This window comes from Citrobacter sp. Cf136 (assembly GCF_030333815.1).
In the GTDB taxonomy this organism is placed as follows: Bacteria; Pseudomonadota; Gammaproteobacteria; order Enterobacterales; family Enterobacteriaceae; genus Citrobacter; species Citrobacter freundii.
In genome coordinates, this window is sequence record NZ_JAOWFE010000032.1 from 134891 (window position 1) to 158777 (window position 23887).

The 23887-nt window shown below is 51.3% G+C and carries 22 protein-coding genes; 13 read left to right on the forward strand and 9 right to left on the reverse strand.

The features are described 5' to 3' along the window. Positions 1–67 precede the first annotated feature (67 nt). From OGV98_RS04975 to yfcG, 3 genes are read right to left on the reverse strand one after another with little or no spacing between them, the layout of a single operon-like run. The gene (locus OGV98_RS04975; RefSeq protein WP_016150707.1) at positions 68–961 is read right to left on the reverse strand and encodes a TIGR01777 family oxidoreductase; all 894 of its coding nucleotides are present in this window, start codon (positions 959–961) and stop codon (positions 68–70) included. A gap of 20 nt (positions 962–981) precedes the next feature. Then, the gene (gene folX, locus OGV98_RS04980) at positions 982–1344 is read right to left on the reverse strand and encodes a dihydroneopterin triphosphate 2'-epimerase (protein ID WP_003028107.1); all 363 of its coding nucleotides are present in this window, start codon (positions 1342–1344) and stop codon (positions 982–984) included. Positions 1345–1398: 54 nt separating this feature from the next. Continuing rightward, on the reverse strand, positions 1399–2034 hold the full coding sequence (gene yfcG / locus OGV98_RS04985) for a GSH-dependent disulfide bond oxidoreductase (protein ID WP_003845076.1): 636 nt from the start codon (positions 2032–2034) through the stop codon (positions 1399–1401). A 134-nt stretch (positions 2035–2168) separates the two neighbouring features. On the opposite strand from yfcG, the gene yfcF reads away from it, so the two are divergent. From yfcF to yfcD, 3 genes are read left to right on the forward strand one after another with little or no spacing between them, the layout of a single operon-like run. Next, on the forward strand, positions 2169–2813 hold the full coding sequence (yfcF, locus tag OGV98_RS04990) for a glutathione transferase (protein ID WP_003839339.1): 645 nt from the start codon (positions 2169–2171) through the stop codon (positions 2811–2813). A gap of 55 nt (positions 2814–2868) precedes the next feature. Then, complete coding sequence (gene yfcE, locus OGV98_RS04995; protein WP_202581137.1) at positions 2869–3420, forward strand: phosphodiesterase; 552 nt, start codon at positions 2869–2871, stop codon at positions 3418–3420. A 56-nt stretch (positions 3421–3476) separates the two neighbouring features. Beyond that, positions 3477–4022, forward strand: coding sequence for an NUDIX hydrolase YfcD (yfcD, locus tag OGV98_RS05000; protein WP_044714048.1), 546 nt, complete (start codon positions 3477–3479; stop codon positions 4020–4022). Positions 4023–4077: 55 nt separating this feature from the next. Here yfcD and OGV98_RS05005 read toward each other — a convergent pair whose 3' ends face one another. The 4 genes from OGV98_RS05005 to ackA all read right to left on the reverse strand — a co-directional run bounded on the left by OGV98_RS05005 (position 4078) and on the right by ackA (position 10543). Next, positions 4078–5190, reverse strand: a complete 1113-nt coding sequence (locus tag OGV98_RS05005; RefSeq protein ID WP_080953308.1) for a fimbrial protein — start codon at positions 5188–5190, stop codon at positions 4078–4080. Positions 5191–5399: 209 nt separating this feature from the next. Further along, the gene (gene yfcC / locus OGV98_RS05010) at positions 5400–6920 is read right to left on the reverse strand and encodes a putative basic amino acid antiporter YfcC (protein ID WP_102190553.1); all 1521 of its coding nucleotides are present in this window, start codon (positions 6918–6920) and stop codon (positions 5400–5402) included. Positions 6921–7119: 199 nt separating this feature from the next. Next, complete coding sequence (gene pta, locus OGV98_RS05015; RefSeq protein ID WP_003028094.1) at positions 7120–9264, reverse strand: phosphate acetyltransferase; 2145 nt, start codon at positions 9262–9264, stop codon at positions 7120–7122. A gap of 76 nt (positions 9265–9340) precedes the next feature. Continuing rightward, complete coding sequence (gene ackA / locus OGV98_RS05020; RefSeq protein ID WP_003839347.1) at positions 9341–10543, reverse strand: acetate kinase; 1203 nt, start codon at positions 10541–10543, stop codon at positions 9341–9343. A 339-nt stretch (positions 10544–10882) separates the two neighbouring features. Here ackA and yfbV point away from each other — a divergent pair, with 339 nt between their 5' ends. The 4 genes from yfbV to OGV98_RS05040 all read left to right on the forward strand — a co-directional run bounded on the left by yfbV (position 10883) and on the right by OGV98_RS05040 (position 14496). Then, complete coding sequence (yfbV, locus tag OGV98_RS05025; protein ID WP_003028087.1) at positions 10883–11338, forward strand: terminus macrodomain insulation protein YfbV; 456 nt, start codon at positions 10883–10885, stop codon at positions 11336–11338. Between the two features lie 83 nt (positions 11339–11421). Then, entirely contained in the window at positions 11422–11916 is a 495-nt protein-coding gene (locus OGV98_RS05030; RefSeq protein WP_003028086.1) for a YfbU family protein, read from the forward strand. After that, positions 11909–12586 (forward strand): sugar phosphatase, encoded by a 678-nt coding sequence (locus OGV98_RS05035; protein ID WP_085951580.1) that lies wholly within the window; start codon positions 11909–11911, stop codon positions 12584–12586. Before OGV98_RS05030 ends, OGV98_RS05035 begins: the two co-directional genes overlap by 8 nt. 77 nt (positions 12587–12663) lie before the next feature. Then, positions 12664–14496 (forward strand): SLC13 family permease, encoded by a 1833-nt coding sequence (locus OGV98_RS05040; RefSeq protein ID WP_003845084.1) that lies wholly within the window; start codon positions 12664–12666, stop codon positions 14494–14496. Between the two features lie 101 nt (positions 14497–14597). Here OGV98_RS05040 and yfbR read toward each other — a convergent pair whose 3' ends face one another. Continuing rightward, positions 14598–15197: a 5'-deoxynucleotidase gene (yfbR, locus tag OGV98_RS05045; protein ID WP_003028083.1), complete on the reverse strand. Its 600-nt coding sequence runs from the start codon at positions 15195–15197 to the stop codon at positions 14598–14600. A gap of 83 nt (positions 15198–15280) precedes the next feature. Next, positions 15281–16498, reverse strand: a complete 1218-nt coding sequence (alaA, locus tag OGV98_RS05050) for an alanine transaminase AlaA (RefSeq protein ID WP_286551065.1) — start codon at positions 16496–16498, stop codon at positions 15281–15283. Between the two features lie 927 nt (positions 16499–17425). Here alaA and lrhA point away from each other — a divergent pair. The 6 genes from lrhA to nuoF all read left to right on the forward strand — a co-directional run bounded on the left by lrhA (position 17426) and on the right by nuoF (position 23838). Beyond that, a complete protein-coding gene (lrhA, locus tag OGV98_RS05055; protein ID WP_044701192.1) occupies positions 17426–18364 on the forward strand; it encodes a transcriptional regulator LrhA in 939 nt (312 codons plus the stop codon). Positions 18365–18991: 627 nt separating this feature from the next. After that, complete coding sequence (gene nuoA, locus OGV98_RS05060) at positions 18992–19435, forward strand: NADH-quinone oxidoreductase subunit NuoA (protein WP_003028077.1); 444 nt, start codon at positions 18992–18994, stop codon at positions 19433–19435. A gap of 15 nt (positions 19436–19450) precedes the next feature. Further along, positions 19451–20113, forward strand: a complete 663-nt coding sequence (gene nuoB, locus OGV98_RS05065; RefSeq protein WP_003028075.1) for an NADH-quinone oxidoreductase subunit NuoB — start codon at positions 19451–19453, stop codon at positions 20111–20113. Between the two features lie 85 nt (positions 20114–20198). After that, positions 20199–22001, forward strand: a complete 1803-nt coding sequence (gene nuoC, locus OGV98_RS05070; RefSeq protein WP_003028072.1) for an NADH-quinone oxidoreductase subunit C/D — start codon at positions 20199–20201, stop codon at positions 21999–22001. Between the two features lie 2 nt (positions 22002–22003). Then, positions 22004–22504, forward strand: coding sequence for an NADH-quinone oxidoreductase subunit NuoE (gene nuoE, locus OGV98_RS05075; RefSeq protein WP_003028069.1), 501 nt, complete (start codon positions 22004–22006; stop codon positions 22502–22504). After that, positions 22501–23838, forward strand: a complete 1338-nt coding sequence (nuoF, locus tag OGV98_RS05080) for an NADH-quinone oxidoreductase subunit NuoF (protein ID WP_003839356.1) — start codon at positions 22501–22503, stop codon at positions 23836–23838. The genes nuoE and nuoF overlap by 4 nt, the downstream gene beginning before the upstream one ends. The last annotated feature ends 49 nt before the right edge of the window (positions 23839–23887 follow it).

Below are 23887 nucleotides of genomic sequence, written 5' to 3' on the forward strand. Positions count from 1 at the left end.
TCGCCATTGCGGAAATCTGGCCTATAACCTTACCACCACAACAGCGACCGTGAATAGAGCTACTGGATTATCGGATCACATCCGCCAGCGCTTCTTCTAAATCGTACCAGCGAAATGCAAAACCGGACGCTTCCAGGCGTTTGGGTAATGCGCGTTGACCACCAAGGACCAGTACTGAAGATTCCCCCATCAGCAGCCGCATAGCGGTGGCGGGAATGCGCAGAATGGCAGGGCGGTTTAGAGCGTGTCCTAGCGCGTGGGCAAACTGCTCATTGTGCACCGGGTATGGCGAAACCATATTGAAGGGACCGCGTAGATCATTATTCAGCAGCCAGATAATTCCGTTGACCATATCATCAACATGGATCCAGGCCATATACTGTCGTCCGTTACCGATTGGGCCGCCTAAGCCAAGACGAAATGGCGGGACCATTTTCGCCAGAATACCGCCAGCAGAGGCTAGTACCACGCCGGTACGCAGCATACACACGCGGGTTTTGTCGCTTTGCGCGGTGCTGGCAATTTGCTCCCAGCGGGCGCAGAGCTTATGGGTAAATTCGTTATGCGGTGGCTCTTCTTCCGTAACCACAACTTCGCCCAAATCGCCGTAGTAACCGATAGCGGAACCGGAGATTAACACTGAGGGCGGCGTCTCGCTGGCATTGATTAAATCGACCAGTTTCTGCGTAATGCCCCAACGGCTCTGGCACAGGCGTTCCTTTTGTTGTGCGCTCCAGCGCTTATCTGCAATAGGTTCTCCGGCAAGGTTAATCACGGCATCAATGTCATTGAGATGCTGCCGCTCTTCCAGTCCTTTCCATAACGTGACCCGAGAGTCGAGAATCTGACGAGCCTTATCAGGGGTACGTGTCACTACAATTATCTGATGCCCCAGTTCCAGCAGGCAGGGGATCAGATGACGTCCAATCAGGCCAGTACCGCCGGTAATCAGAATCTGCATGTCGCCTCCCGGGTTACGTTTTAGCGCTGCCAGCTCAGCGTCATAGAAACTGAGTCGGCGTAACGCAATGCGTGAAGTTTATCTATCTCCACTTCAGCATAAGTGACCCAGTGATGTTCGCGTGCGATATCGAGCACATCTTGAGTTAATTTTTCTAATAATGAGAAGCGGTTACCCTCCACGTGGGCAATGATGCTTTTGGTGATTGTGCGATAATTCAGCGCGTCGTTGATATCTTCGCTGGTACGGGCTTTGTCTGCCGGATAGTGAATGGCAATGTTGATGACGATATCCTGGCGGTTAAGGATCTCCTCTTCTTTGATGCCGATAAAAGTGCGCAGACGAAGGTTTTTTATACGAATAATAGCGTCAGGTTGTGACATTGCAGGTTTCCTCCATGTATGAACCTTTGCATGATACACGAGAACCGAATTGCGTCATCGCTTCTCGCTTTGTGCGTGCTGCATGGCGCGTTCAGTCGCGGGACGCGTACGGATGCGTTCGTGCCAGTTATTGACCGCCGGATAGTTGTCGAGGTCGATGCGCTGACGCTGATGGGCGTGGATCCACGGCCAGCTGGCAATGTCGGCAATGCTGTAGTGATCGCCTCCCAGCCAGGGTGACGATTCCAGACGTTTATTCATCACGTTGTACAGGCGCTGGGTTTCAACCTGGTATCTTTCAATGGCGTAAGGGATCGTTTGCGGAGCGTAATGACTGAAATGATGATTCTGCCCCAGCATAGGACCCAGACCGCTGACCTGCCAGAACAGCCACTGCAGCGTGGTGTGGCGTTCGCGTAATTCACCGCTGAGCAGCTTACCGCTCTTTTCCGCCAGATAGAGTAAAATTTCTCCGGACTCAAACAAGCTGATGGGCCTTCCGCCGTCCACCGGGGCATGATCGATAATGGCCGGGATTTTATTGTTCGGTGAGATCTGCAGAAAATCGGGGTGAAACTGGCTACCTTTGCTGATATCGACATGAATCAGACGGTATTGCAGCTGCGCCTCTTCAAGAAACAACGTGATTTTGTGACCGTTTGGCGATGGCGTGTAATAGAGATCGATCATTTTCAGCATCCGTTTTGTCATGAACCGGGTCATAACAAGTATAGAGCCTGTTGGCGTGCTTGAGTTTTCATCAAGTGACAGCGAGAGAAAGACTCTATATTTTGAAGGCAAGCTAATACACTTCAGAGGACATTATGAGCAAACCTGCAATTACGCTGTGGTCAGATGCCAATTTTTTCTCCCCTTACGTGCTGTCTGTTTATGTCGCTCTGCAAGAGAAAGGGCTGCCCTTTACGCTGAAAACTGTTGATCTCAACAGTGGCGAACATTTGCAACCTTCATGGCAAGGTTACGCCTTGACGCGCCGCGTACCGGTTCTTGAGATCGATGGTTTTGAACTGAGCGAATCATCAGCGATTACGGAATTCCTGGAAGAGAGCTTTGCGCCGCCACAGTGGGAGCGTATCTATCCGCACGATGTGCAAAAACGCGCGCGGGCGCGCCAGGTTCAGGCGTGGATCCGCAGCGATTTAATGCCTATCCGTGAAGAACGCTCAACGGATGTGGTTTTTGCTGGCGTGAAGAAAGGACCGTTAAGCGAAGCGGGAAAAGCCAGTGCGGAAAAATTGTTCGCTACTGCCGGAAGTTTACTGAGCCACGGTAAGCAGAACTTATTTGGCGAATGGTGTATCGCTGACTGTGATTTAGCGCTAATGCTTAATCGCCTGGTCCTGAATGGCGATGAGGTTCCGGAAGCGCTTGCGGAATACGCCACCTTCCAGTGGCAGCGCGCTTCAGTACAGCGTTTTATCGCGCTTTCCGCGAAGCGTTCCTGCTGAAAAACGGGCCGTAATCCAGTATCATTACAAGGTACTTTTCAGCGAGGAGTGAGTGATGAAACTGATGTTCGCATCGGACATTCATGGTTCGTTGCCAGCCACGGAACGCGTACTCGAACGGTTTGCTGCAAGCGGTGCGCAATGGCTGGTGATATTGGGTGATGTTTTAAACCACGGGCCGCGTAATGCGCTTCCAGAAGGCTATGCACCTTCGCAGGTTGCAGAATGGCTGAATGAACAGGCATCGCGAATTATTGCGGTGCGTGGTAATTGCGACAGCGAAGTGGATCAGATGCTCCTGCATTTTCCGATGACTGCGCCGTGGCAGCAAATTCTGACAGAAAACCAGCGACTCTTTTTGACGCACGGACATCTTTTTGGCCCGCAAAATATGCCGGCGCTCAATGCGGGCGATGTTCTGGTTTATGGGCATACTCATCTGCCGGTTGCTGAGCGGCGCGAGGATATCTATCATTTCAATCCCGGCTCGGTAAGCATCCCTAAAGGGGGCTTTTCGGCAAGTTACGGGATCCTGGATGATAATGTTCTCAGCGTAATGGCACTCAATGATCAAAGTGTTATTGCACAGGTCGAGATTAATCCGTAATTTACCCCACAAACATAAACGCGCCGTAAGAGCGCCAGAAAAAAGAAGGTTTCCTGATGGTGGAACAGCGTCGTTTGGCAAGTACTGAATGGGTGGATATTGTGAATGAAGACAACGAAGTCATTGCACAGTCCAGCCGGGAACAAATGCGAGCGCAACGCTTACGCCATCGTGCAACGTATATCGTTGTGCATGATGGTATGGGCAAAATTCTGGTTCAACGTCGCACTGAGACAAAAGATTTTTTGCCCGGTATGCTGGATGCCACCGCAGGCGGTGTTGTTCAGGCTGACGAGCAGATGCTGGAATCAGCGCGCCGTGAAGCAGAAGAGGAACTGGGGATTGCGGGCGTGCCGTTTGCCGAGCATGGTCAGTTTTACTTTGAAGACCAGAACTGTCGCGTATGGGGCGGGCTGTTTAGCTGTGTTTCCCACGGACCGTTCGCGCTGCAGGAAGAAGAAATTAGCGAAGTTTGCTGGCTGACGCCGGAAGAAATTACCGCGCGTTGCGACGAGTTCACTCCGGATTCGCTGAAAGCCCTGTCGCTGTGGATGACCCGCAACGCCAAAAATGAATCACTGAAGGAAGAAGAGACGGAATAAAACCTGAACCGCTATCGCAGCACTCTGAACGTTACGATAGCGGGCATCGACAGAGTTATGGAAGGGATATTGTTATTATCGTAGGGATGTAAAGTGTCCCGGGAGCTAAGGCATCCACATCGTTCACATACAGTTGAGCTTTAAGTCTAAGCAGGCCGTTGCCATTATAGTAATTTAAATATTTAGCAGGTACAGTACTGGGCTGTGTCACATCAATGTTAAATGCTACGTCCGAGCCACCCTGGTCCGTAAGATATTGTAAGGCAACACCCACGCCTCTGGAGGTACCCTGGGTATTAACGAGGGTTGAGGTATAGCTGTTAATTGCTTTTGTCTGATTATTGGAAAAATTGAGCACCAGATCGGATGTGGCATAGCAATTTTCCAGTTTGATATTAAATGGCGTATCGTTATAAGGCGGATAGGGCACTCTTTTCAGGATACTGTAATTGATGTCACCCAGGTTTACTGTTTGAGTATCAACGACAAATGCGGCACAGCCTGCGGTCGCTATTGTCAGTGGACCATTAATATATACGTCAATTTCCCCCCCCATGCCGGTTTTATTTTGAAGAACCCCGACTTGCTGCCGGCTTGTAAAAAGTTTTTTGCCGGACGCTTTTGCTGGATCAAATGCTGAGGTTGTGTAGAAGCTGAGATTGAATGTTACCGTGGCGTTCTCCATCTTCTTCTCATCAAAGCTTGAGCATCCCCAGCCGGAGGCGGTAGCTTTGTTAACGTCGGCATCGTTAGACAAATAAATTGTTGTTGTGTTCCATGCGGTAAAAGGGCCTTGTGGCGGCTTGGGTAGGGCTGCCTCTAGCGTAAAATAGAGCCCAGGGATTGAGGCATCAGCCAGCCAACCTTTTTTATTGCCACTGTCGGCGGTGAACGTCGTTCCTGCCGGGGTAAACGTAAGCGATCCGGAATCACCAGCATTGCCTTTACCGTCCGCATCTACCCAGTAAGTAATTGTGCTGTTTCTCACAGTTGCCATAAGGTCGGATTCATTTGGGAGAGGCTTTTGAGGGGTTGTTGTTAAATTGAGATCGGCGGCTGTGACTCCGCTGGAACTGCTACTATTACCTAATTCAACATAGCAAGCAGCCCATACAGATTGGGTTGTTGCTAACAGTAATGACAGTAGTAACAAATTTTGTTGTATCATAAAATTTATTTCGAATATGAGTAAATAATTGCAAAGAATAACACAGGTTAATTGTCTGGATATAATGACGGGACGCGCTTTAAGAATATATAAATATATTTATATATATAATTTATTTTAAATTTTAATTCATTTAATGAATGTGTTTTCTGCCGAAAATAAAAAACCGCAGATGATTAGCCTGCGGCTTTTATTTCAGCACGTTACTCTCAATGGTAACCCATTATCTGCGCACCAATCACCACCACGCTGGACATAATAAACAGCAGCCCCAACAGCGTAGCACCTACCTTCAGCCAGTTACGAAAATCCACCCGACAAACACCTAACGTAGCCATCAGAGATGCCGATGTCGGATAGATAATATGGCTGAATCCGTCGCCAAACTGGAAGGCCAGCACGGTAACCTGACGGTTGACGCCAACCAGATCGCCCAGCGGCGCTAACAGCGGCATGGTCAATGCTGCCTGACCGGAGCCGGAGGTGACGAAGAAATTAAACACCGCCTGGAACAACAGCATAAACCACGCCGCTATGGCGTTATCCAGCCCGCTAATGCCGTTGGCAATACTGTGCAGCAGAGTGTTTAACACGCTGGCTTCACCCGCCTCTCCATTACCGACCAGCAGTAAAATGCCCTTGGCAAAACCAACCAGCAGGGCAGGGGCAATCATCATTCGTGCTCCCTCAGTGAATGAGGAGGCCATGATGTTGACCGTCATGCCGTTGAGCCGAAACACGACGCCGATAATGCCAATCACCAGGCCCATCGTGAAGAACTGACTGGCGATCTCAGGAATAAACCATGCGTGGACGATAACGCCCCAAATGACCCACACGATCACGCTCGTCAGCACCATCAGTACCAGCCAGTCACCGAGCGTGAAGCGTCGTTCCACGACCTCGTCCTGCTGCTCGCGAAAGAAGCGGTCGGATTCATGTACCCGGGACAAAAGCGGATTCTTTTTGATGCGTGCCGCATAGGCCAGCGTGAAGGTTAGTCCTATTAGCGTAGCGACCACCCAGACCACGATGCGCAGACCGGAACCAGAGAGCACTGGCACCCCCGCAATACCTTGCGCGACCACCACGCAAAATGGGTTCATCCATGAGCTGGCGAAACCAATCTGAGTCGCGATATAGGTAACCAGAACGGTGGTGATACTGTCGTAACCTAGCCGGACCATCAGCGGCGCGATGATAATGGCAAAGGCAACCGCCTCTTCCCCCATGCCAAACACCGCGCCGCCTAAGGAGAAGAGAATAAACAGCACTGGGATAAAGAGGACCTCGTTGCCCCGCGTATGGCGGATGAGCGCCAGGATGCCGTTATCAATGGTGCCGGTACGCATAACGATGCCAAATGCGCCGCCAATGACCAGCATAAACATAATGATGCCGACCGCAGTGCCGAATTTCGAGCCGGAGGTTAAGCCTTCGAACGGAAAATTCATCAGGCCTGGGCGCTCATCTCCGGTGGTAAAGAACTTAACCGGGTGATACTGCTCTTCACCAGCTTCATTGGTCAGAATACGAAAGGAATGGGGGTCAACCACCTTACGGGTTTTGGTTTGTCCATCAACCTGATATTGCACTTCCTGGCTGTCGAACATCCCGACGGGAACAACCCATGTCGCCAGACTGGTTAAAATGGCGACGAAAAAAATAATCACCAGCGTGTCGGGCATCGCCCATTTTTTGGCTGGCTGTGATTCTGTTACTGCTGACATGAAAGACTATCCCTGTTGCAATGCAAAAGAGGGTAAGTATGCGAACAGAAGAATAGTTATTCATTGATGCAGCGCATTCAGGCAAATATTTCAGATTATGCCAAAGGGGAAACAGACATAAAAAAACCGGAAATATCAGCTATTTCCGGTTTGATAAGTAGATATGTTGCCGGATAAGAGATCCGGCACACTCGGCAGATTACTGCTGCTGCTGGGAAGACTGGATCGCGGTCAGTGCGATGGTATAGACGATATCGTCTACCAGCGCGCCACGAGACAGGTCGTTCACCGGCTTGCGCATACCCTGCAGCATCGGCCCAATGGAGATCAGGTCGGCAGAACGCTGTACCGCTTTGTAGGTGGTGTTACCGGTGTTCAGATCAGGGAAGATGAACACGGTAGCGCGACCTGCAACCGGAGAGTTCGGCGCTTTGGATTTCGCAACGTCAGCCATAACGGCGGCGTCGTACTGCAGCGGTCCGTCGATCATCAGGTCAGGACGTTTTTCCTGCGCCAGACGAGTCGCTTCACGAACTTTCTCTACGTCGCTACCTGCACCAGAGGTACCGGTGGAGTAGGAGAGCATCGCAACGCGCGGTTCGATACCGAAGGCAATCGCGGATTCAGCGGACTGAATAGCGATTTCTGCCAGCTGTTCTGCGGTTGGATCCGGGTTGATCGCGCAGTCGCCGTAAACGTAAACCTGATCCGGCAGCAGCATGAAGAACACAGAAGACACCAGGGAACTACCCGGTGCAGTTTTGATCAGCTGCAGCGGTGGACGAATGGTGTTCGCAGTAGTGTGAACGGCACCGGAAACCAGACCGTCAACGTCGTCCTGTTCCAGCATCAGGGTACCGAGAACGACGTTGTCTTCTAGCTGTTCGCGGGCAACGGTTTCGGTCATGCCTTTGTTCTTACGCAGTTCGACCAGACGAGCAACGTAGCTTTCGCGAACCACATCTGGATCAACGATTTCTACGCCAGCGCCAAGTTCAACGCCCTGAGAGGCCGCAACGCGGGTGATCTCATCCGGGTTACCCAGCAGTACGCAGGTTGCGATACCACGTTCAGCACAGATGGCTGCCGCTTTAACGGTACGCGGTTCGTCGCCTTCCGGCAGAACAACGCGTTTGCCCGCTTTACGTGCCAGCTCGGTCAACTGATAACGGAACGCTGGTGGAGACAGACGACGGCTGCGCTCAGACGTTGCGGTCAGAGATTCAATCCAGTCAGCGTTGATGAAGTTAGCAACGTATTCCTGAACTTTTTCGATACGCTCGTGATCGTCAACCGGAACTTCCAGGTTGAAGCTCTGCAGGCTCAGAGAGGTCTGCCAGGTGTTGGTGTTTACCATGAATACCGGCAGGCCGGTTTCGAATGCGCGTTCGCACAGTTTGGTAATGCGCGCGTCCATTTCGTAGCCACCGGTCAGCAGCAGGGCGCCAATTTCTACGCCGTTCATCGCTGCCAGACATGCTGCAACCAACACGTCAGGACGGTCGGCAGAGGTCACCAGCAGAGAACCTGCACGGAAGTGCTCCAGCATGTGCGGAATGCTGCGTGCGCAGAAAGTCACAGACTTCACGCGACGGGTATTGATATCGCCTTCGTTTACGATGGTGGCGTTCAGGTGACGCGCCATATCGATTGCACGGGTAGCGATCAGATCGAAGCTCCATGGCACCGCGCCCAGAACCGGCAGCGGGCTGGATTCTTGCAGTTTAGCCGGATCAACTTTGATCACTTTCGCTTTGGAAGAGTCGTCGAAAATCTCGGACAGATCCGGGCGAGTACGGCCCTGCTCATCAACCGGTGCGTTCAGTTTGTTAACGATTACGCCGGTGATGTTGGTGTTTTTCGCGCCACCGAAGCTGCTGCGAGTCAGTTCAATACGCTCGTTCAGTTGTTCCGGGGTATCGGTGCCCTGAGACATAACGAAGACGATTTCTGCATTCAGCGTTTTCGCGATTTCGTAGTTCAGAGACTGCGCGAACTGATGTTTACGGGTTGGGACCAGGCCTTCAACCAGGACAACTTCAGCGTCTTTAGTGTTCGCGTGGTAGTTCGCGATGATCTCTTCCATCAGCACATCTTTCTGATTGCTGGACAGCAGAGATTCAACGTGGCTCATCTTCAGCGGCTCAGCGGCTGGCAGAGAAGAGTTAGCACGGACGATGCTGGTAGTCTGGTCTGGCGCATCGCCACCGGCACGCGGTTGAGCGATCGGCTTGAAGACGCTCAGACGAACGCCTTTGCGTTCCATTGCGCGGATCACGCCAAGGCTGACGCTGGTCAGACCGACGCTGGTTCCGGTAGGGATCAGCATAATAATACGGGACACGGTTTATCCTCTTTCGTTACCGCCCGTTTCAGGCGGGTTACAAAACAGCACCGCCAGCTAGGCTGGCGGTGTGAAATCAGGCGGTCAGACGGCTCGCGTCTTGCGCGATAACCAGTTCTTCGTTGGTTGGGATAACCAACGCAGGACGGGTACCTTCTTTGTTGATGAAACCAGATTTGCCGAAACGTGCGGCCAGGTTACGTTCGTGGTCTACTTCAAAGCCCAGAACGCCCAGTTTGCCCAGAGACAGTTCACGAACCATCGCGGCGTTTTCACCGATACCACCGGTGAAGACAACGGCATCCAGACGACCATCCATCAGCGCAGTGTAAGAACCGATGTATTTCGCCAGACGGTGGCAGTAAACGTCCATTGCACGTTTAGCGTCTTCTTTAGTCGCGTAGTTATCTTCAACATAGCGGCAGTCGCTGGTGACTTCGGTCAGACCCAGCAGGCCGGACTCTTTGGTCAGCATTTTGTTGATCTGGTCAACGCTCATGCCCAGGGTGTCGTGCAGGTGGAAGATGATCGCCGGGTCGATGTCACCGGAACGCGTACCCATCACCAGACCTTCCAGTGGGGTCAGACCCATGGAGGTATCAACACATTTACCGTTACGGATAGCAGATACAGAACCGCCGTTGCCCAGGTGGCAAGTGATGATGTTCAGCTCATCAACCGGTTTGTTCAGCACTTTAGCCGCTTCCTGAGTAACGAAGAAGTGGCTGGTACCGTGCGCGCCGTAACGACGAACGCCATGTTCTTTGTACAGGCTGTACGGCAGGGCGTAGAGGTAAGATTCTTCCGGCATAGTCTGATGGAACGCGGTGTCGAATACGGCCACGTTTTTGTCTTTCAGATTCGGGAAGGATTTCAGCGCTTCAGCGATACCGATCAGGTGTGCAGGGTTGTGCAGCGGTGCAAAAGAGGCTGCATCTTTGATACCCTGAATAACGGAATCGTCGATAACTACAGAGCCGGTGTATTTTTCGCCGCCGTGAACAACACGGTGACCAATCGCAGTCAGCTGAGCAGACAGTTCTGGTTTTTGTGCCAGAATAGTATTAACGATAAAATTCAGCGCTTCACTGTGAGCGGCGCCTGCACCTAAAGCCGCTTCTTGTTTACCGCCATCCATTTTCCATTTGATACGTGCTTCTGGGAGATGGAAACATTCGGCTAAACCAGAAAGGTATTCTTCACCGTTTACTGCATCGATGATGGCAAATTTCAGTGAGGAGCTACCGCAGTTCAGAACCAGTACTAACTTACTCGACATGGAAGTACCTATTTATGATACGTGGCTAAAAAAACGTCAGGGAGTCATAGAGCGTAGCGCATGATGACACCGACGTTTATGATTAACATCATGCGCCATGGTCTTTTTGGGCACGATGGAATAAATACCTTTGAGTCTATGTCATTTTGCGTATTTTTCAGCCAATGGCATACTATGTGTCAATTTGACGACTCAATGATTTTGGACTAAAGGCCTTACAGGCCGGCACAGGATACCTGAATGTGGGTATCAAAGACAAAATGTTTTGAACGATGTCCCTTGTAGTTGTTGTTTTGCACAAATTTTTTAATTTTTATATGTGAAGTTGAGGTAACCGCCATGTCGACACCGGATAATCGTTCCGTCAATTTTTTTAGCTTGTTTCGCCGGGGGCAGCACTACGCGAAGACGTGGCCAATGGAAAAGCGCCTCGCGCCCGTGTTTGTAGAGAACCGCGTGATCCGTATGACACGTTACGCAATCCGTTTTATGCCGCCTATCGCCGTCTTCACCTTATGCTGGCAAATTGCGCTAGGGGGACAGTTGGGACCGGCCGTGGCGACCGCGCTGTTTGCGCTCAGCCTGCCGATGCAAGGCATGTGGTGGCTGGGTAAACGTTCCGTAACGCCGCTGCCGCCTTCAATACTCAACTGGTTCTACGAAGTTCGGGGTAAATTGCAAGAAGCCGGGCAGGCGCTCTCTCCGGTAGAAGGAAAGCCGGATTACCAGGCGCTGGCTGACACGCTTAAGCGCGCCTTCAAACAACTGGATAAAACTTTCCTTGATGATTTGTAATTGACCCCTGATTACGCATATAAAAGAAGGCACAAGATGCCTTCTTTTTTTTCATCGCAGTAGTAGTGATACAGGAGTCCCAAATGGAAATGACCAACGCTCAACGTCTGATTTTGTCGAATCAGTACAAAATGATGACTATGCTCGACCCAACTAACGCCGAGCGTTATCGTCGTTTGCAGACGATTATTGAACGCGGTTACGGCTTGCAGATGCGTGAGCTGGATCGTGAGTTTGGTGAACTGACGGAAGAAACCTGTCGTACGATTATCGATATTATGGAGATGTATCACGCATTACATGTGTCCTGGACTAATCTTAAGGATGCACAGGCTATTGATGAGCGCCGCGTGACTTTCCTCGGTTTTGACGCCGCAACGGAAGCCCGTTTCCTCGGATACGTTCGCTTTATGGTGAATGTGGAAGGTCGCTATACCCACTTTGATGCGGGTACGCATGGCTTCAACGCCCAGACCCCGATGTGGGAAAAATATCAGCGTATGTTGAACGTCTGGCACTCTTGCCCGCGCCAGTATCACCTGAGCGCGAATGAAATTAACCAAATCATTAATGCCTGAGGGGGCGAGCGTGCAGTGCAAAGGTTTTCTGTTTGATCTGGATGGAACGCTGGTCGATTCCTTACCCGCAGTAGAACGTGCGTGGTGCAACTGGGCCGATCGTTTTGGCCTCGATCACGCCGAGGTGCTCGGCTTTATTCATGGCAAGCAGGCCATTACCTCCCTGCGACACTTTATGGTGGGCAAATCTGAGGCAGAGATCGCCGCGGAGTTTACCCGTCTGGAGCAGATCGAAGCGACGGAAACCGCCGGGATCACTGCGCTGCCTGGGGCTGTTGATTTACTCAACCATCTCAATAAAGCGGGTATTCCATGGGCGATTGTGACCTCCGGCTCTATGCCGGTCGCACGGGCGCGCCATCGTGTTGCTGGGCTTCCTGCTCCTGAAGTGTTTGTCACCGCCGAGCGGGTAAAAAGAGGGAAACCAGAGCCAGACGCGTATCTGTTAGGCGCTCAGCTTCTGGGCCTGGCACCGCAGGAATGTGCCGTGGTGGAAGATGCCCCCGCCGGGGTGCTTTCAGGACTGGCTGCTGGGTGTCATGTCATCGCGGTCAACGCGCCAGCGGATACGCCGCGTCTGAACGAGGTTGATTTTTCGCTGACCAGTCTGGAACATATTTCTGTGACCAAACAACCCAACGGAAATGTGGTCGTTATAAGAAATACCTGATCATGATTTAGCCCCAGATTGTTGGGGCTTTTTTATGGCAGAATCAGTCCATCCCTCTCATTTAACAAGGATATGTTGTGAACGGTGAATTGATATGGGTTCTCTCATTGCTGGCGATTGCCGTCGTCTTGTTTGCAACTGGCAGAGTGCGTATGGACGCGATCGCTTTGCTGGTCATTATTGCCTTTGTTCTGAGTGGAACATTGAGCATCACAGAGGCTTTTTCCGGGTTCAGCGATCCTAACGTTATTTTGATAGCGGCTTTATTCATTATCGGTGACGGTCTCGTGCGTACCGGTGTGGCGACAGTAATGGGCGCCTGGCTGGTGAAGGTCGCCGGTAGCAGTGAAGTCAAAATGCTGGTGTTGCTGATGATAACCGTAGCTGGACTCGGTGCATTCATGAGTTCGACCGGTGTGGTCGCCATCTTTATTCCGGTTGTCTTAAGTGTTTCCATGCGCATGGAAATTTCCCCTTCACGCCTGATGATGCCGCTAAGTTTTGCCGGCTTGATAAGCGGCATGATGACGCTGGTGGCAACGCCGCCAAACCTGGTCGTCAACAGTGAACTGTTACGTGAAGGACTTAATGGTTTTAGCTTTTTTAGCGTAACCCCACTGGGACTGGTGGTGTTGGTACTTGGCATAATTTATATGCTGGTGATGCGTTTTATGCTGAAGGGTGAAGACTCCGGGCAGCCGGGCGACGGCTGGAAGCGCCGGACTTTTCGCGATCTGATTAAAGAATATCGCCTGACCGGGCGCGCGCGTCGCCTGGCGATTCGCCCGGGTTCTCCTATGATAGGCCAGCGTCTGGACGACCTGAAACTGCGTGAGCGCTACGGGGCAAACGTGATTGGCGTGGAGCGCTGGCGTCGCTTTCGTCGCGTGATCGTTGACGTAAACGGGGTTTCTGAGTTTCGTGCTCGTGACGTATTGCTGATTGATATGTCTGCGGCCGATGTCGACCTGCGTGAATTTTGCGCTGAGCAACTGTTGGAACCGATGGTGCTGCGTGGAGAATACTTCTCCGAGCAGGCGCTTGATGTGGGCATGGCCGAAATCTCTCTGATCCCTGAGTCGGAATTGATCGGCAAAACGGTACGGGAAATCGCTTTTCGTACGCGTTACGGGCTGAATGTCGTTGGGCTGAAGCGCGATGGTACGGCGCTGGCCGGGGCGGTGGTTGATGAGCCGCTGTTGATGGGCGATATCATTTTAGTGGTGGGCAACTGGAAGCTGATCACACTGCTTGGACAAAAAGGGCGCGATTTTGTGGTGCTAAATATGCCTGTGGAAGTCAGTGAAGCTTCTCCGGCGCACAGCCAGGCGCCGCATGCGATTTTCTGTCTGGTACTGATGGTCGCGTTAATGCTCACCGATGAAATCCCTAATACGGTTGCCGCGATTATCGCTTGTTTGCTGATGGGAAAATTCCGCTGCATCGATGCCGAAAGCGCCTACAAAGCCATTCACTGGCCAAGCATTATTTTGATTGTCGGGATGATGCCTTTTGCGCTGGCATTACAGAAAACGGGCGGCGTCGATCTGGTGGTGAAAGGGCTAATGGACGTTGGTGGTGGGTACGGCCCGTATATGATGCTGGGCTGCCTGTTCGTGCTGTGCGCGACCATTGGGTTATTTATCTCTAACACCGCGACGGCGGTACTGATGGCGCCGATTGCGCTGGCGGCGGCAAAGTCGATGGGCGTTTCGCCGTATCCGTTTGCGATGGTGATTGCGATGGCGGCTTCCGCAGCCTTTATGACGCCAGTGTCTTCCCCGGTAAACACACTGGTGCTCGGGCCGGGTAACTACACCTTTAGCGACTTCGTGAAGATTGGCGTACCGTTTACGGTGATTGTCATGGCAGTGTGCGTGGTGATGATCCCGATGCTGTTCCCGTTTTGACCGCCGCAGTAAACGCCTGATGGCGCTGCGCTTATCAGGCCTACGGATATCACGTTACCTGTAGGCCGGATAAGGCGTTAGCCGCCATCCGGCAAAATCGTTTAAAGCGGTGAATCCTGGCTGATTTCATCTAATGAAAGGTGAAAGCTTGGAACAAACACGTCCATAAAGTAGTCCATCTCTTCGCTGCGTCGTGACTCCAGCGTTTTTTCCAGACGTGTTTTCGCCAGCAGAAATTCGTTGTTACCGGCGGAGAGTTCTTCCAGGCACTTCAGATACGCGCACAGGGCATCGGCCTGTTTAACAATCGATCTTTCTTCTTCACTTAAGGCATGTTCATCAATGAGCGGTGCAAAAATATCGCGCAACTCATCGGGAACCATATCGACCAGTTTTTGCTGGGCAATTTTCTCTATCGCTTTATATTCCTGAGCAATCTGCGAGTTGAAATATTTCACTGGGGTAGGGAGATCGCCGGTTAACACCTCTGACGCATCGTGGTACATCGCCAGCAGGGCAATACGCTCAGCATTTACCTGACCACCAAATTTACGGTTTTTGATCGCGGCCAGCGCATGAGCAACCATGGCAACCTGCAGACTGTGTTCGGACACGTTTTCAGTGCGCACGTTGCGCATCAGCGGCCAGCGGTTAATGAGTTTCAGACGGGAGAGGTGGGCAAAAAAGTGGCTCTGCTTCATAACGACCCTTACTCAGTGACTTCAGTAACGGTATTTTGCGCAGAGAGTGCTACCGGATGCAAACCCGGTAGCACTTTGCGTGGTTACAGCTGGCGATACCCTGACAGGAAACGCTCAAATTTACTCAACGACATTTCGATATCATCAATTCGCGGCAGCGTAACGATGCGGAAATGATCCGGCCACGGCCAGTTGAATGCTGTCCCCTGGACCAGCAGTACTTTTTCCTGCAACAGGAAGTCGAGCACCATCTTCTGGTCGTCATGAATATTGAAGCGCTTGGCGTCAATTTTCGGGAACATATACAGTGCACCGCGCGGTTTTACGCAAGAGACGCCAGGAATATCATTGAGCAGTTCCCAGGCGCGGTTACGTTGCTCATACAGACGTCCGCCAGGCATAATGAATTCGCTGATGCTCTGATATCCACCCAGCGCGGTCTGAATGGCATGTTGTGCAGGGACGTTCGCACACAGGCGCATAGAAGCCAGCATCTCAAGGCCTTCGATATACCCTTTGGCATGTTTCTTCGGTCCGTTCAGTACCATCCAGCCCTGACGGAAACCGGCAACACGATAGGTTTTTGACAGGCCGTTAAAGGTAATAGTCAGCAGATCCGGGGCCATTGCCGCAATCGAGTGGTGCTCGGCGTCATCGTAGAGAATTTTGTCGTAAATCTCATCTGCAAAGATGATGAGGTTGTTCTGGCGAGCAATCTTAACAATCTCCATCAGCAGCTCTTTAGAATAAACAGCGCCGGTTGGGTTGTTGGGGTTGATGATGACGATCCCACGCGTACGCGGCGTAATTTTGGCGCGGATATCATCCAGGTCCGGGAACCAGTCTGACGATTCATCACACAGGTAGTGCACGGCATTACCACCAGAGAGCGAAACCGCCGCCGTCCACAGTGGATAATCAGGTGCAGGAACCAGCATTTCGTCCCCACTGTTCAGCAATGCCTGCATGGCCTGCACAATCAATTCGGATACGCCGTTACCGATATAGATATCTTCTACGGTTACATCGCGCATCCCGCGGGCCTGGTAATGCTGCATGATTGCTTTGCGGGCTGAATAAAGGCCTTTGGAATCGCAATATCCTTGCGCTGTTGGCAAATTGCGGATCACATCCACTAAAATTTCATCTGGTGCTTCAAACCCGAAAGGCGCAGGGTTGCCGATGTTCAGTTTCAGAACTTTGTTGCCTTCTTCTTCCAGGCGCTTTGCTTCCTTCAGAACCGGGCCGCGAATGTCATAACAGACGTTTTCTAATTTGCTGGATTTTTCAATGGGGGACATGAACGTTGACCTTTTTAGCTGTGAATGCCACTCCCTGCCGTGGAAGTCAGCCCAGCACAATGTACTCCCACGACGGTGAGTTTTGAAGGGTCTTTAGTAGAAGATTTTGGAAAGCAGGAGGACGATAATTAACTTTTAATAACTAAATTATGCAATTATTACAGTGTAATAATCTGGATTGTTGTATTTTTTATGGTTTATGTTTTGCTTTATTGGCTTTGGTATGGTGATTTGTCTGGTCGAAAAAAGTTAGCCCTATAAAACAAAATGCAGCCGATATCTGTGTGATACGGCGCGATTCGAAAATACTGAGGTTTCATCCACGAATTCTGTTATCGGTCTGATCCCTACGTGATACGGTGTGAATCCATTGTTAAGCATAATTAATGAATTGAGAGATTCTTAATTAATTATTATTTATTATTTAAACGACATCAAATTGAGTGGGCTAATAATACGAAAACCGTTGCACTGACATAACACCAATTCGCCCGGAATTATTCGCAATAACACTTATAAATATAGTGGTTTTAGGTTAAGATAACTCCTATGAAATGGTTTGTAGTACGAGTTTTACGATAATTCAAATGTTTGTTGGTTGTTCATAACATACTGAAAAGTTAGTTTTTAATGTGTAAATTATTGTTCGTTAACTATTTTTTAAATTTACAAAATTTACATGTTTTCCATTAGTCAGAATCATACGGCAGCTAAAAATACGGCTCTTTCTCGTTGCTATATTCCGATGAATATCACGGGTTTTAAAATAGCTCAGAAAGAGAATTGTTTCGTTTGTTAAACCAAATACATCCTTATTTTCACTTGGTTACACTAAGCGAAACTGAAGGGAGGCACATTACAAATGGAGTTGTTTGATTCTGAATGCACAGCATTAACCCGGTATGACCCGCGAGTAAGTGAAAAACTATGATAAATGCAAATCGTCCGATAATTAACCTCGACCTCGATCTGCTGAGAACCTTTGTTGCTGTTGCCGACCTAAATACCTTCGCGGCTGCGGCAGCTGCGGTATGTCGAACTCAGTCTGCGGTAAGTCAGCAAATGCAGCGCCTTGAGCAACTTGTGGGGAAAGAGTTGTTCGCGCGTCATGGACGCAACAAACTGCTGACCGAACATGGTATCCAGCTGTTGGGTTACGCCAGGAAAATACTGCGATTTAATGATGAGGCATGCTCATCATTGATGTTTAACAATCTTCAGGGGGTGTTAACTATCGGTGCTTCTGATGAATCCGCCGACACCATACTCCCATTTCTGCTTAACCGCATTAGTTCGGTTTATCCGAAACTTGCGCTTGATGTAAGAGTGAAACGCAATGCTTACATGGTGGAGATGCTTAAGTCGCAAGAAGTGGATTTAGTGGTCACCACCAATCGCCCTGACGATTTTGAATGCCTGAATTTGCGGACTTCACCGACGCACTGGTATTGCGCAGCCGAATATATCCTGCAAAAAGGCGAACCGGTGCCGTTAGTTCTGCTGGACGATCCCAGCCCGTTTCGCGATATCGTGCTGGCGACGTTGAATGCCGCACAGATCCCGTGGCGTCTGGCTTATGTCGCTTCAACATTGCCTGCGGTCCGCGCGGCGGTAAAAGCAGGGCTTGGCGTTACTGCGCGTCCTGTAGAAATGATGAGCCCGGATTTACGCGTACTGGGTGCGGCGGACGGATTGCCACCTCTGCCTGATACCGAGTATCTGTTGTGCAGCGATCCGGGCACGCAAAATGAATTAGCTCAGGCTATCTTTAAGTCGATGCAGACATATCAAAATCCTTGGCAATACAATCAGTTTACCCCTGAAGGGGGAGATGATTCGCTGATTGTTGAAGGCGACTTTGAGTAAAGCGTCACAAAAAAACGTTTAAAAATGTAAGTGTAAAAAAGGGCCACTGATGATGAAAAAACATCCAGCGGCTCTTTTTTTATGCAAATATTACTGCTTTCTGTTCATTCATATACTAAAACTTAACAAAATCAGCAGGTAAAAAAACAGACTGACAATAGGGTGAAAAATAATCAGCCGCGTTGCTAAATGTTTCCATGTTAAAAAACTAGAGAAATTGTTGCTGTTTTTTATGGTGAATTAACAAAAGCGTGTCACAGATCAAGAAAATACTCCCATTTAGGGGGAGGCATCTGGGTGAATTCCTGTCAAAATAGACGTGTATTATCTTTTTTACTTCACTACGGACACGATTCAACAACATTAAAAATGACCGATGATGCAATCGAAATGGGTCTAAAGAGCACTTTATGTTAATGGAGTTGGAGTAGTGTAAAATAATGTGAGGAAACTTTTGTTAAAGTTGACAAAAGGTTATAGAAAGGAGTAAAAAACCCCATCAATTAGCTGTATAAAATGATTTTTCACAGTGATTGTAAGGTTTTTTTTATTCCTCCCCATGAATCGATGTGGCGTTCATCTGCCGAAAAGAGCAGAGAATTTGGCGCTACTTTTGATGAGTAAGCAATGAGTATGTCAACATCCACTGAAATCATCGCTCATCACTGGGCATTCGCTATCTTTCTTATCGTTGCCATTGGCCTGTGCTGCCTGATGCTCGTCGGCGGCTGGTTTTTAGGGGGTCGCGCACGCGCGAGATCTAAAAACGTGCCGTTTGAATCAGGTATCGACTCGGTCGGCACCGCCCGCCTGCGCCTGTCTGCCAAGTTTTATCTGGTAGCCATGTTCTTCGTTATCTTCGACGTTGAAGCGCTGTATCTGTTCGCATGGTCAACTTCTATCCGTGAAAGCGGTTGGATTGGCTTTGTGGAAGCTGCAATTTTTATTTTTGTGTTACTGGCAGGTCTGGTTTATCTGGTGCGTATTGGCGCGCTGGACTGGACGCCCGCGCGTTCACGCCGCGAGCGTATGAACCCGGAAACGAACAGTATCGCTAATCGTCAACGCTAACCGCGAGGCATTAAGATGGATTATACGCTCACCCGCATAGATCCTAACGGTGAGAACGACCGTTACCCCCTGCAAAAACAGGAGATCGTAACCGACCCCCTGGAACAAGAAGTTAACAAAAACGTGTTCATGGGCAAACTGCATGACATGGTTAACTGGGGCCGTAAAAACTCAATTTGGCCATATAACTTTGGCCTTTCCTGCTGCTACGTTGAGATGGTGACCTCGTTTACCGCCGTGCACGATGTGGCCCGTTTTGGTGCGGAAGTACTGCGTGCATCGCCGCGTCAGGCTGACCTGATGGTCGTAGCCGGAACCTGCTTTACCAAAATGGCGCCAGTTATTCAGCGCCTCTACGATCAGATGCTGGAACCGAAATGGGTTATTTCCATGGGCGCATGCGCCAACTCCGGCGGGATGTACGACATCTATTCTGTGGTGCAGGGCGTTGATAAATTTATTCCGGTCGATGTGTACATCCCGGGATGTCCGCCGCGCCCAGAAGCGTATATGCAGGCTCTGATGCTGCTGCAAGATTCCATTGGCAAAGAACGCCGTCCGCTCTCCTGGGTGGTTGGCGATCAGGGCGTTTATCGCGCCAATATGCAGTCAGAACGCGAGCGTAAACGCGGCGAACGTATTGCTGTAACGAATCTTCGTACACCAGACGAGATTTAATTTGCGCCTGTCGGCAGCAGCACTTCCTTCGCTTATCACTACATAAATAGCGCGAAGCACTGCCGACCACCACGGACCATTTGCAATGGTGAACAATATGACCGACTTAACCGCGCAAGACGCCGCATGGCAAACACGGGATCACCTTGATGACCCGGTCATTGGCGAACTGCGCAACCGTTTTGGGCCGGATGCCTTTACCGTTCAGGCGACTCGCACCGGGGTACCCGTTGTTTGGGTCAAGCGTGAACAATTACTGGAAGTTGGCGATTTCTTAAAGAGACTGCCGAAACCTTACGTCATGCTGTTTGACTTACACGGCATGGACGAACGTCTGCGTACGCACCGCGAAGGGTTACCCGCCGCGGATTTTTCCGTTTTCTATCACCTGATCTCCATTGAACGCAATCGCGATATCATGCTCAAGGTGGCTTTGTCTGAAAACGATCTGCGCGTACCGACTTTCACCAAACTGTTCCCGAACGCCAACTGGTATGAGCGTGAAACCTGGGAAATGTTTGGCATCGATATCGAAGGTCACCCGCACCTGACGCGTCTGCTGATGCCGCATACCTGGGAAGGCCATCCGCTGCGTAAAGACTACCCGGCGCGTGCAACCGAATTCGACCCGTTTGAGCTGACTAAAGCCAAACAGGATCTGGAAATGGAAGCGCTGACCTTCAAACCTGAAGATTGGGGCATGAAGCGTAGCACCGAAAATGAGGACTTCATGTTCCTCAACCTCGGTCCTAACCACCCGTCTTCCCACGGTGCATTCCGTATTGTGCTGCAGCTTGATGGCGAAGAAATCGTCGACTGCGTACCTGACATCGGCTACCACCACCGTGGCGCTGAAAAGATGGGCGAACGTCAGTCCTGGCACAGCTACATTCCGTACACCGACCGTATCGAGTACCTCGGCGGCTGCGTTAACGAAATGCCTTACGTACTGGCGGTTGAGAAACTGGCAGGCATCACCACGCCGGATCGCGTCAACGTGATTCGCGTCATGCTGTCTGAACTATTCCGTATCAACAGTCATCTGCTGTACATCTCCACGTTCATTCAGGACGTCGGCGCGATGACCCCGGTATTCTTCGCCTTTACTGACCGTCAGAAAATCTACGACGTCGTGGAAGCGATCACCGGTTTCCGTATGCACCCGGCCTGGTTCCGTATCGGCGGTGTGGCACACGATCTGCCGCGCGGTTGGGACAAACTGCTGCGTGATTTCCTCGACTGGATGCCAAAACGTCTGGATTCTTACGAGAAAGCCGCGCTGCGTAACACTATCCTGAAAGGCCGTTCGCAGGGTGTTGCCGCTTACGGTAAGAAAGAAGCGCTGGACTGGGGTTGTACCGGTGCTGCGCTGCGTGCGACCGGTATTGATTTCGACGTGCGTAAAGCGCGTCCGTACTCTGGCTATGAAAACTTTGACTTTGAGGTCCCGGTTGGCGGCGGTGTGTCCGACTGCTATACCCGCGTGATGCTGAAAGTTGAAGAGCTGCGCCAGAGTCTGCGCATCCTTGAGCAGTGCCTCAATAACATGCCGGAAGGCCCGTTCAAAGCGGATCACCCGCTGACGACGCCGCCACCGAAAGAGCGCACGCTGCAACATATCGAAACCCTTATCACCCACTTCCTGCAGGTTTCGTGGGGTCCGGTTATGCCGGCAAACGAGTCCTTCCAGATGGTGGAAGCGACCAAGGGTATCAACAGTTACTACCTGACCAGCGATGGCAGCACCATGAGTTACCGTACCCGTATCCGTACCCCGAGCTATGCGCACCTGCAGCAGATCCCGGTAGCGGTACGTGGCAGCCTGGTGTCCGACCTGATCGTCCATCTGGGTAGTATCGATTTTGTTATGTCAGATGTGGACCGCTAATTATGCACGAGAATCAACAACCACAAACCGAGGCTTTTGAGCTGAGTGCGGCTGAGCGTGAAGCGATTGAGCACGAGAAGCACCACTACGAAGACCCGCGTGCGGCGTCCATTGAAGCGCTGAAAATCGTTCAGAAACAGCGTGGCTGGGTGCCGGATGGGGCGATCTATGCGATCGCTGATGTGCTGGGTATTCCGGCAAGCGACGTAGAAGGTGTTGCTACGTTTTATAGCCAGATCTTCCGCCAGCCGGTAGGTCGCCACGTGATCCGCTATTGCGACAGCGTGGTGTGCCATATCAACGGCTACCAGGGGATCCAGGCCGCGCTTGAGAAAAAACTCAACATCAAGCCGGGGCAGACGACTTTTGATGGTCGCTTTACGCTGCTGCCGACCTGTTGCCTGGGGAACTGCGACAAAGGGCCAAACATGATGATCGATGAGGATACTCATGCTCATCTGACCCCGGAAGGCATTCCTGAACTGCTGGAGCGGTATAAATGAAAGACATTATCCGTACTCCCGAAACCCATCCGCTGACCTGGCGTCTGCGTGATGACAAACAGCCAGTCTGGCTGGACGAATACCGTAGCAAGAACGGCTACGAAGGTGCGCGTAAGGCCCTGACCGGGCTGTCACCGGACGAAATCGTTAATCAGGTAAAAGACGCTGGCCTGAAAGGGCGCGGCGGCGCGGGCTTTTCCACCGGTCTGAAGTGGAGCCTGATGCCGAAAGACGAATCCATGAACATCCGTTACCTGCTGTGTAACGCCGATGAAATGGAGCCGGGCACTTATAAAGACCGTCTGCTGATGGAACAGCTGCCGCACCTGCTGGTGGAAGGCATGCTGATTTCCGCGTTTGCGCTGAAAGCGTACCGTGGTTACATCTTCCTGCGCGGTGAATATATCGAAGCAGCCGTGCATCTGCGTCGCGCGATCGCCGAAGCGACCGAAGCCGGTCTGCTAGGCAAAAACATTATGGGCACCGGTTTCGACTTCGAACTGTTTGTCCACACTGGGGCAGGGCGTTACATCTGCGGTGAAGAAACCGCGCTGATCAACTCCCTCGAAGGTCGCCGTGCTAACCCACGCTCCAAGCCGCCGTTCCCGGCAAGCTCTGGCGCATGGGGTAAGCCGACCTGCGTAAACAACGTCGAAACCCTGTGTAACGTACCGGCTATCCTCGCGAACGGCGTGGAGTGGTACCAGAACATTTCGAAGAGCAAAGACGCGGGCACCAAGCTGATGGGCTTCTCCGGTCGTGTGAAGAACCCTGGCCTGTGGGAACTGCCTTTCGGTACTACCGCGCGTGAGATCCTCGAAGATTACGCGGGCGGCATGCGCGATGGCCTGAAGTTCAAAGCCTGGCAACCTGGCGGCGCGGGGACTGACTTCCTGACCGAAGCACACCTCGATCTGCCGATGGAATTCGAAAGCATTGGTAAAGCAGGTAGCCGTCTGGGCACCGCGCTGGCAATGGCTGTCGATCACGAGATTGGCATGGTTCCTCTGGTGCGTAACCTCGAAGAGTTCTTTGCCCGCGAGTCCTGTGGCTGGTGTACGCCGTGCCGTGATGGTCTGCCGTGGAGTGTGAAAATTCTGCGCGCGCTTGAGCGTGGCGAAGGCCAGCCTGGGGATATCGAGACACTTGAGCAACTGTGTCGTTTCCTCGGCCCGGGTAAAACCTTCTGCGCACACGCACCGGGTGCAGTGGAACCGCTGCAGAGCGCCATTAAATATTTCCGCGAAGAATTCGAAGCTGGCATCAAGCAGACCTTCAGCAATACCCACGCTATTGGTGGTATTCAGCCGAACCTGCTGAAAGAGCGCTGGTGATCACAGGGTTAGCCCTGTGTCGCGATAAGAAATTCGATTAACGCTCGGT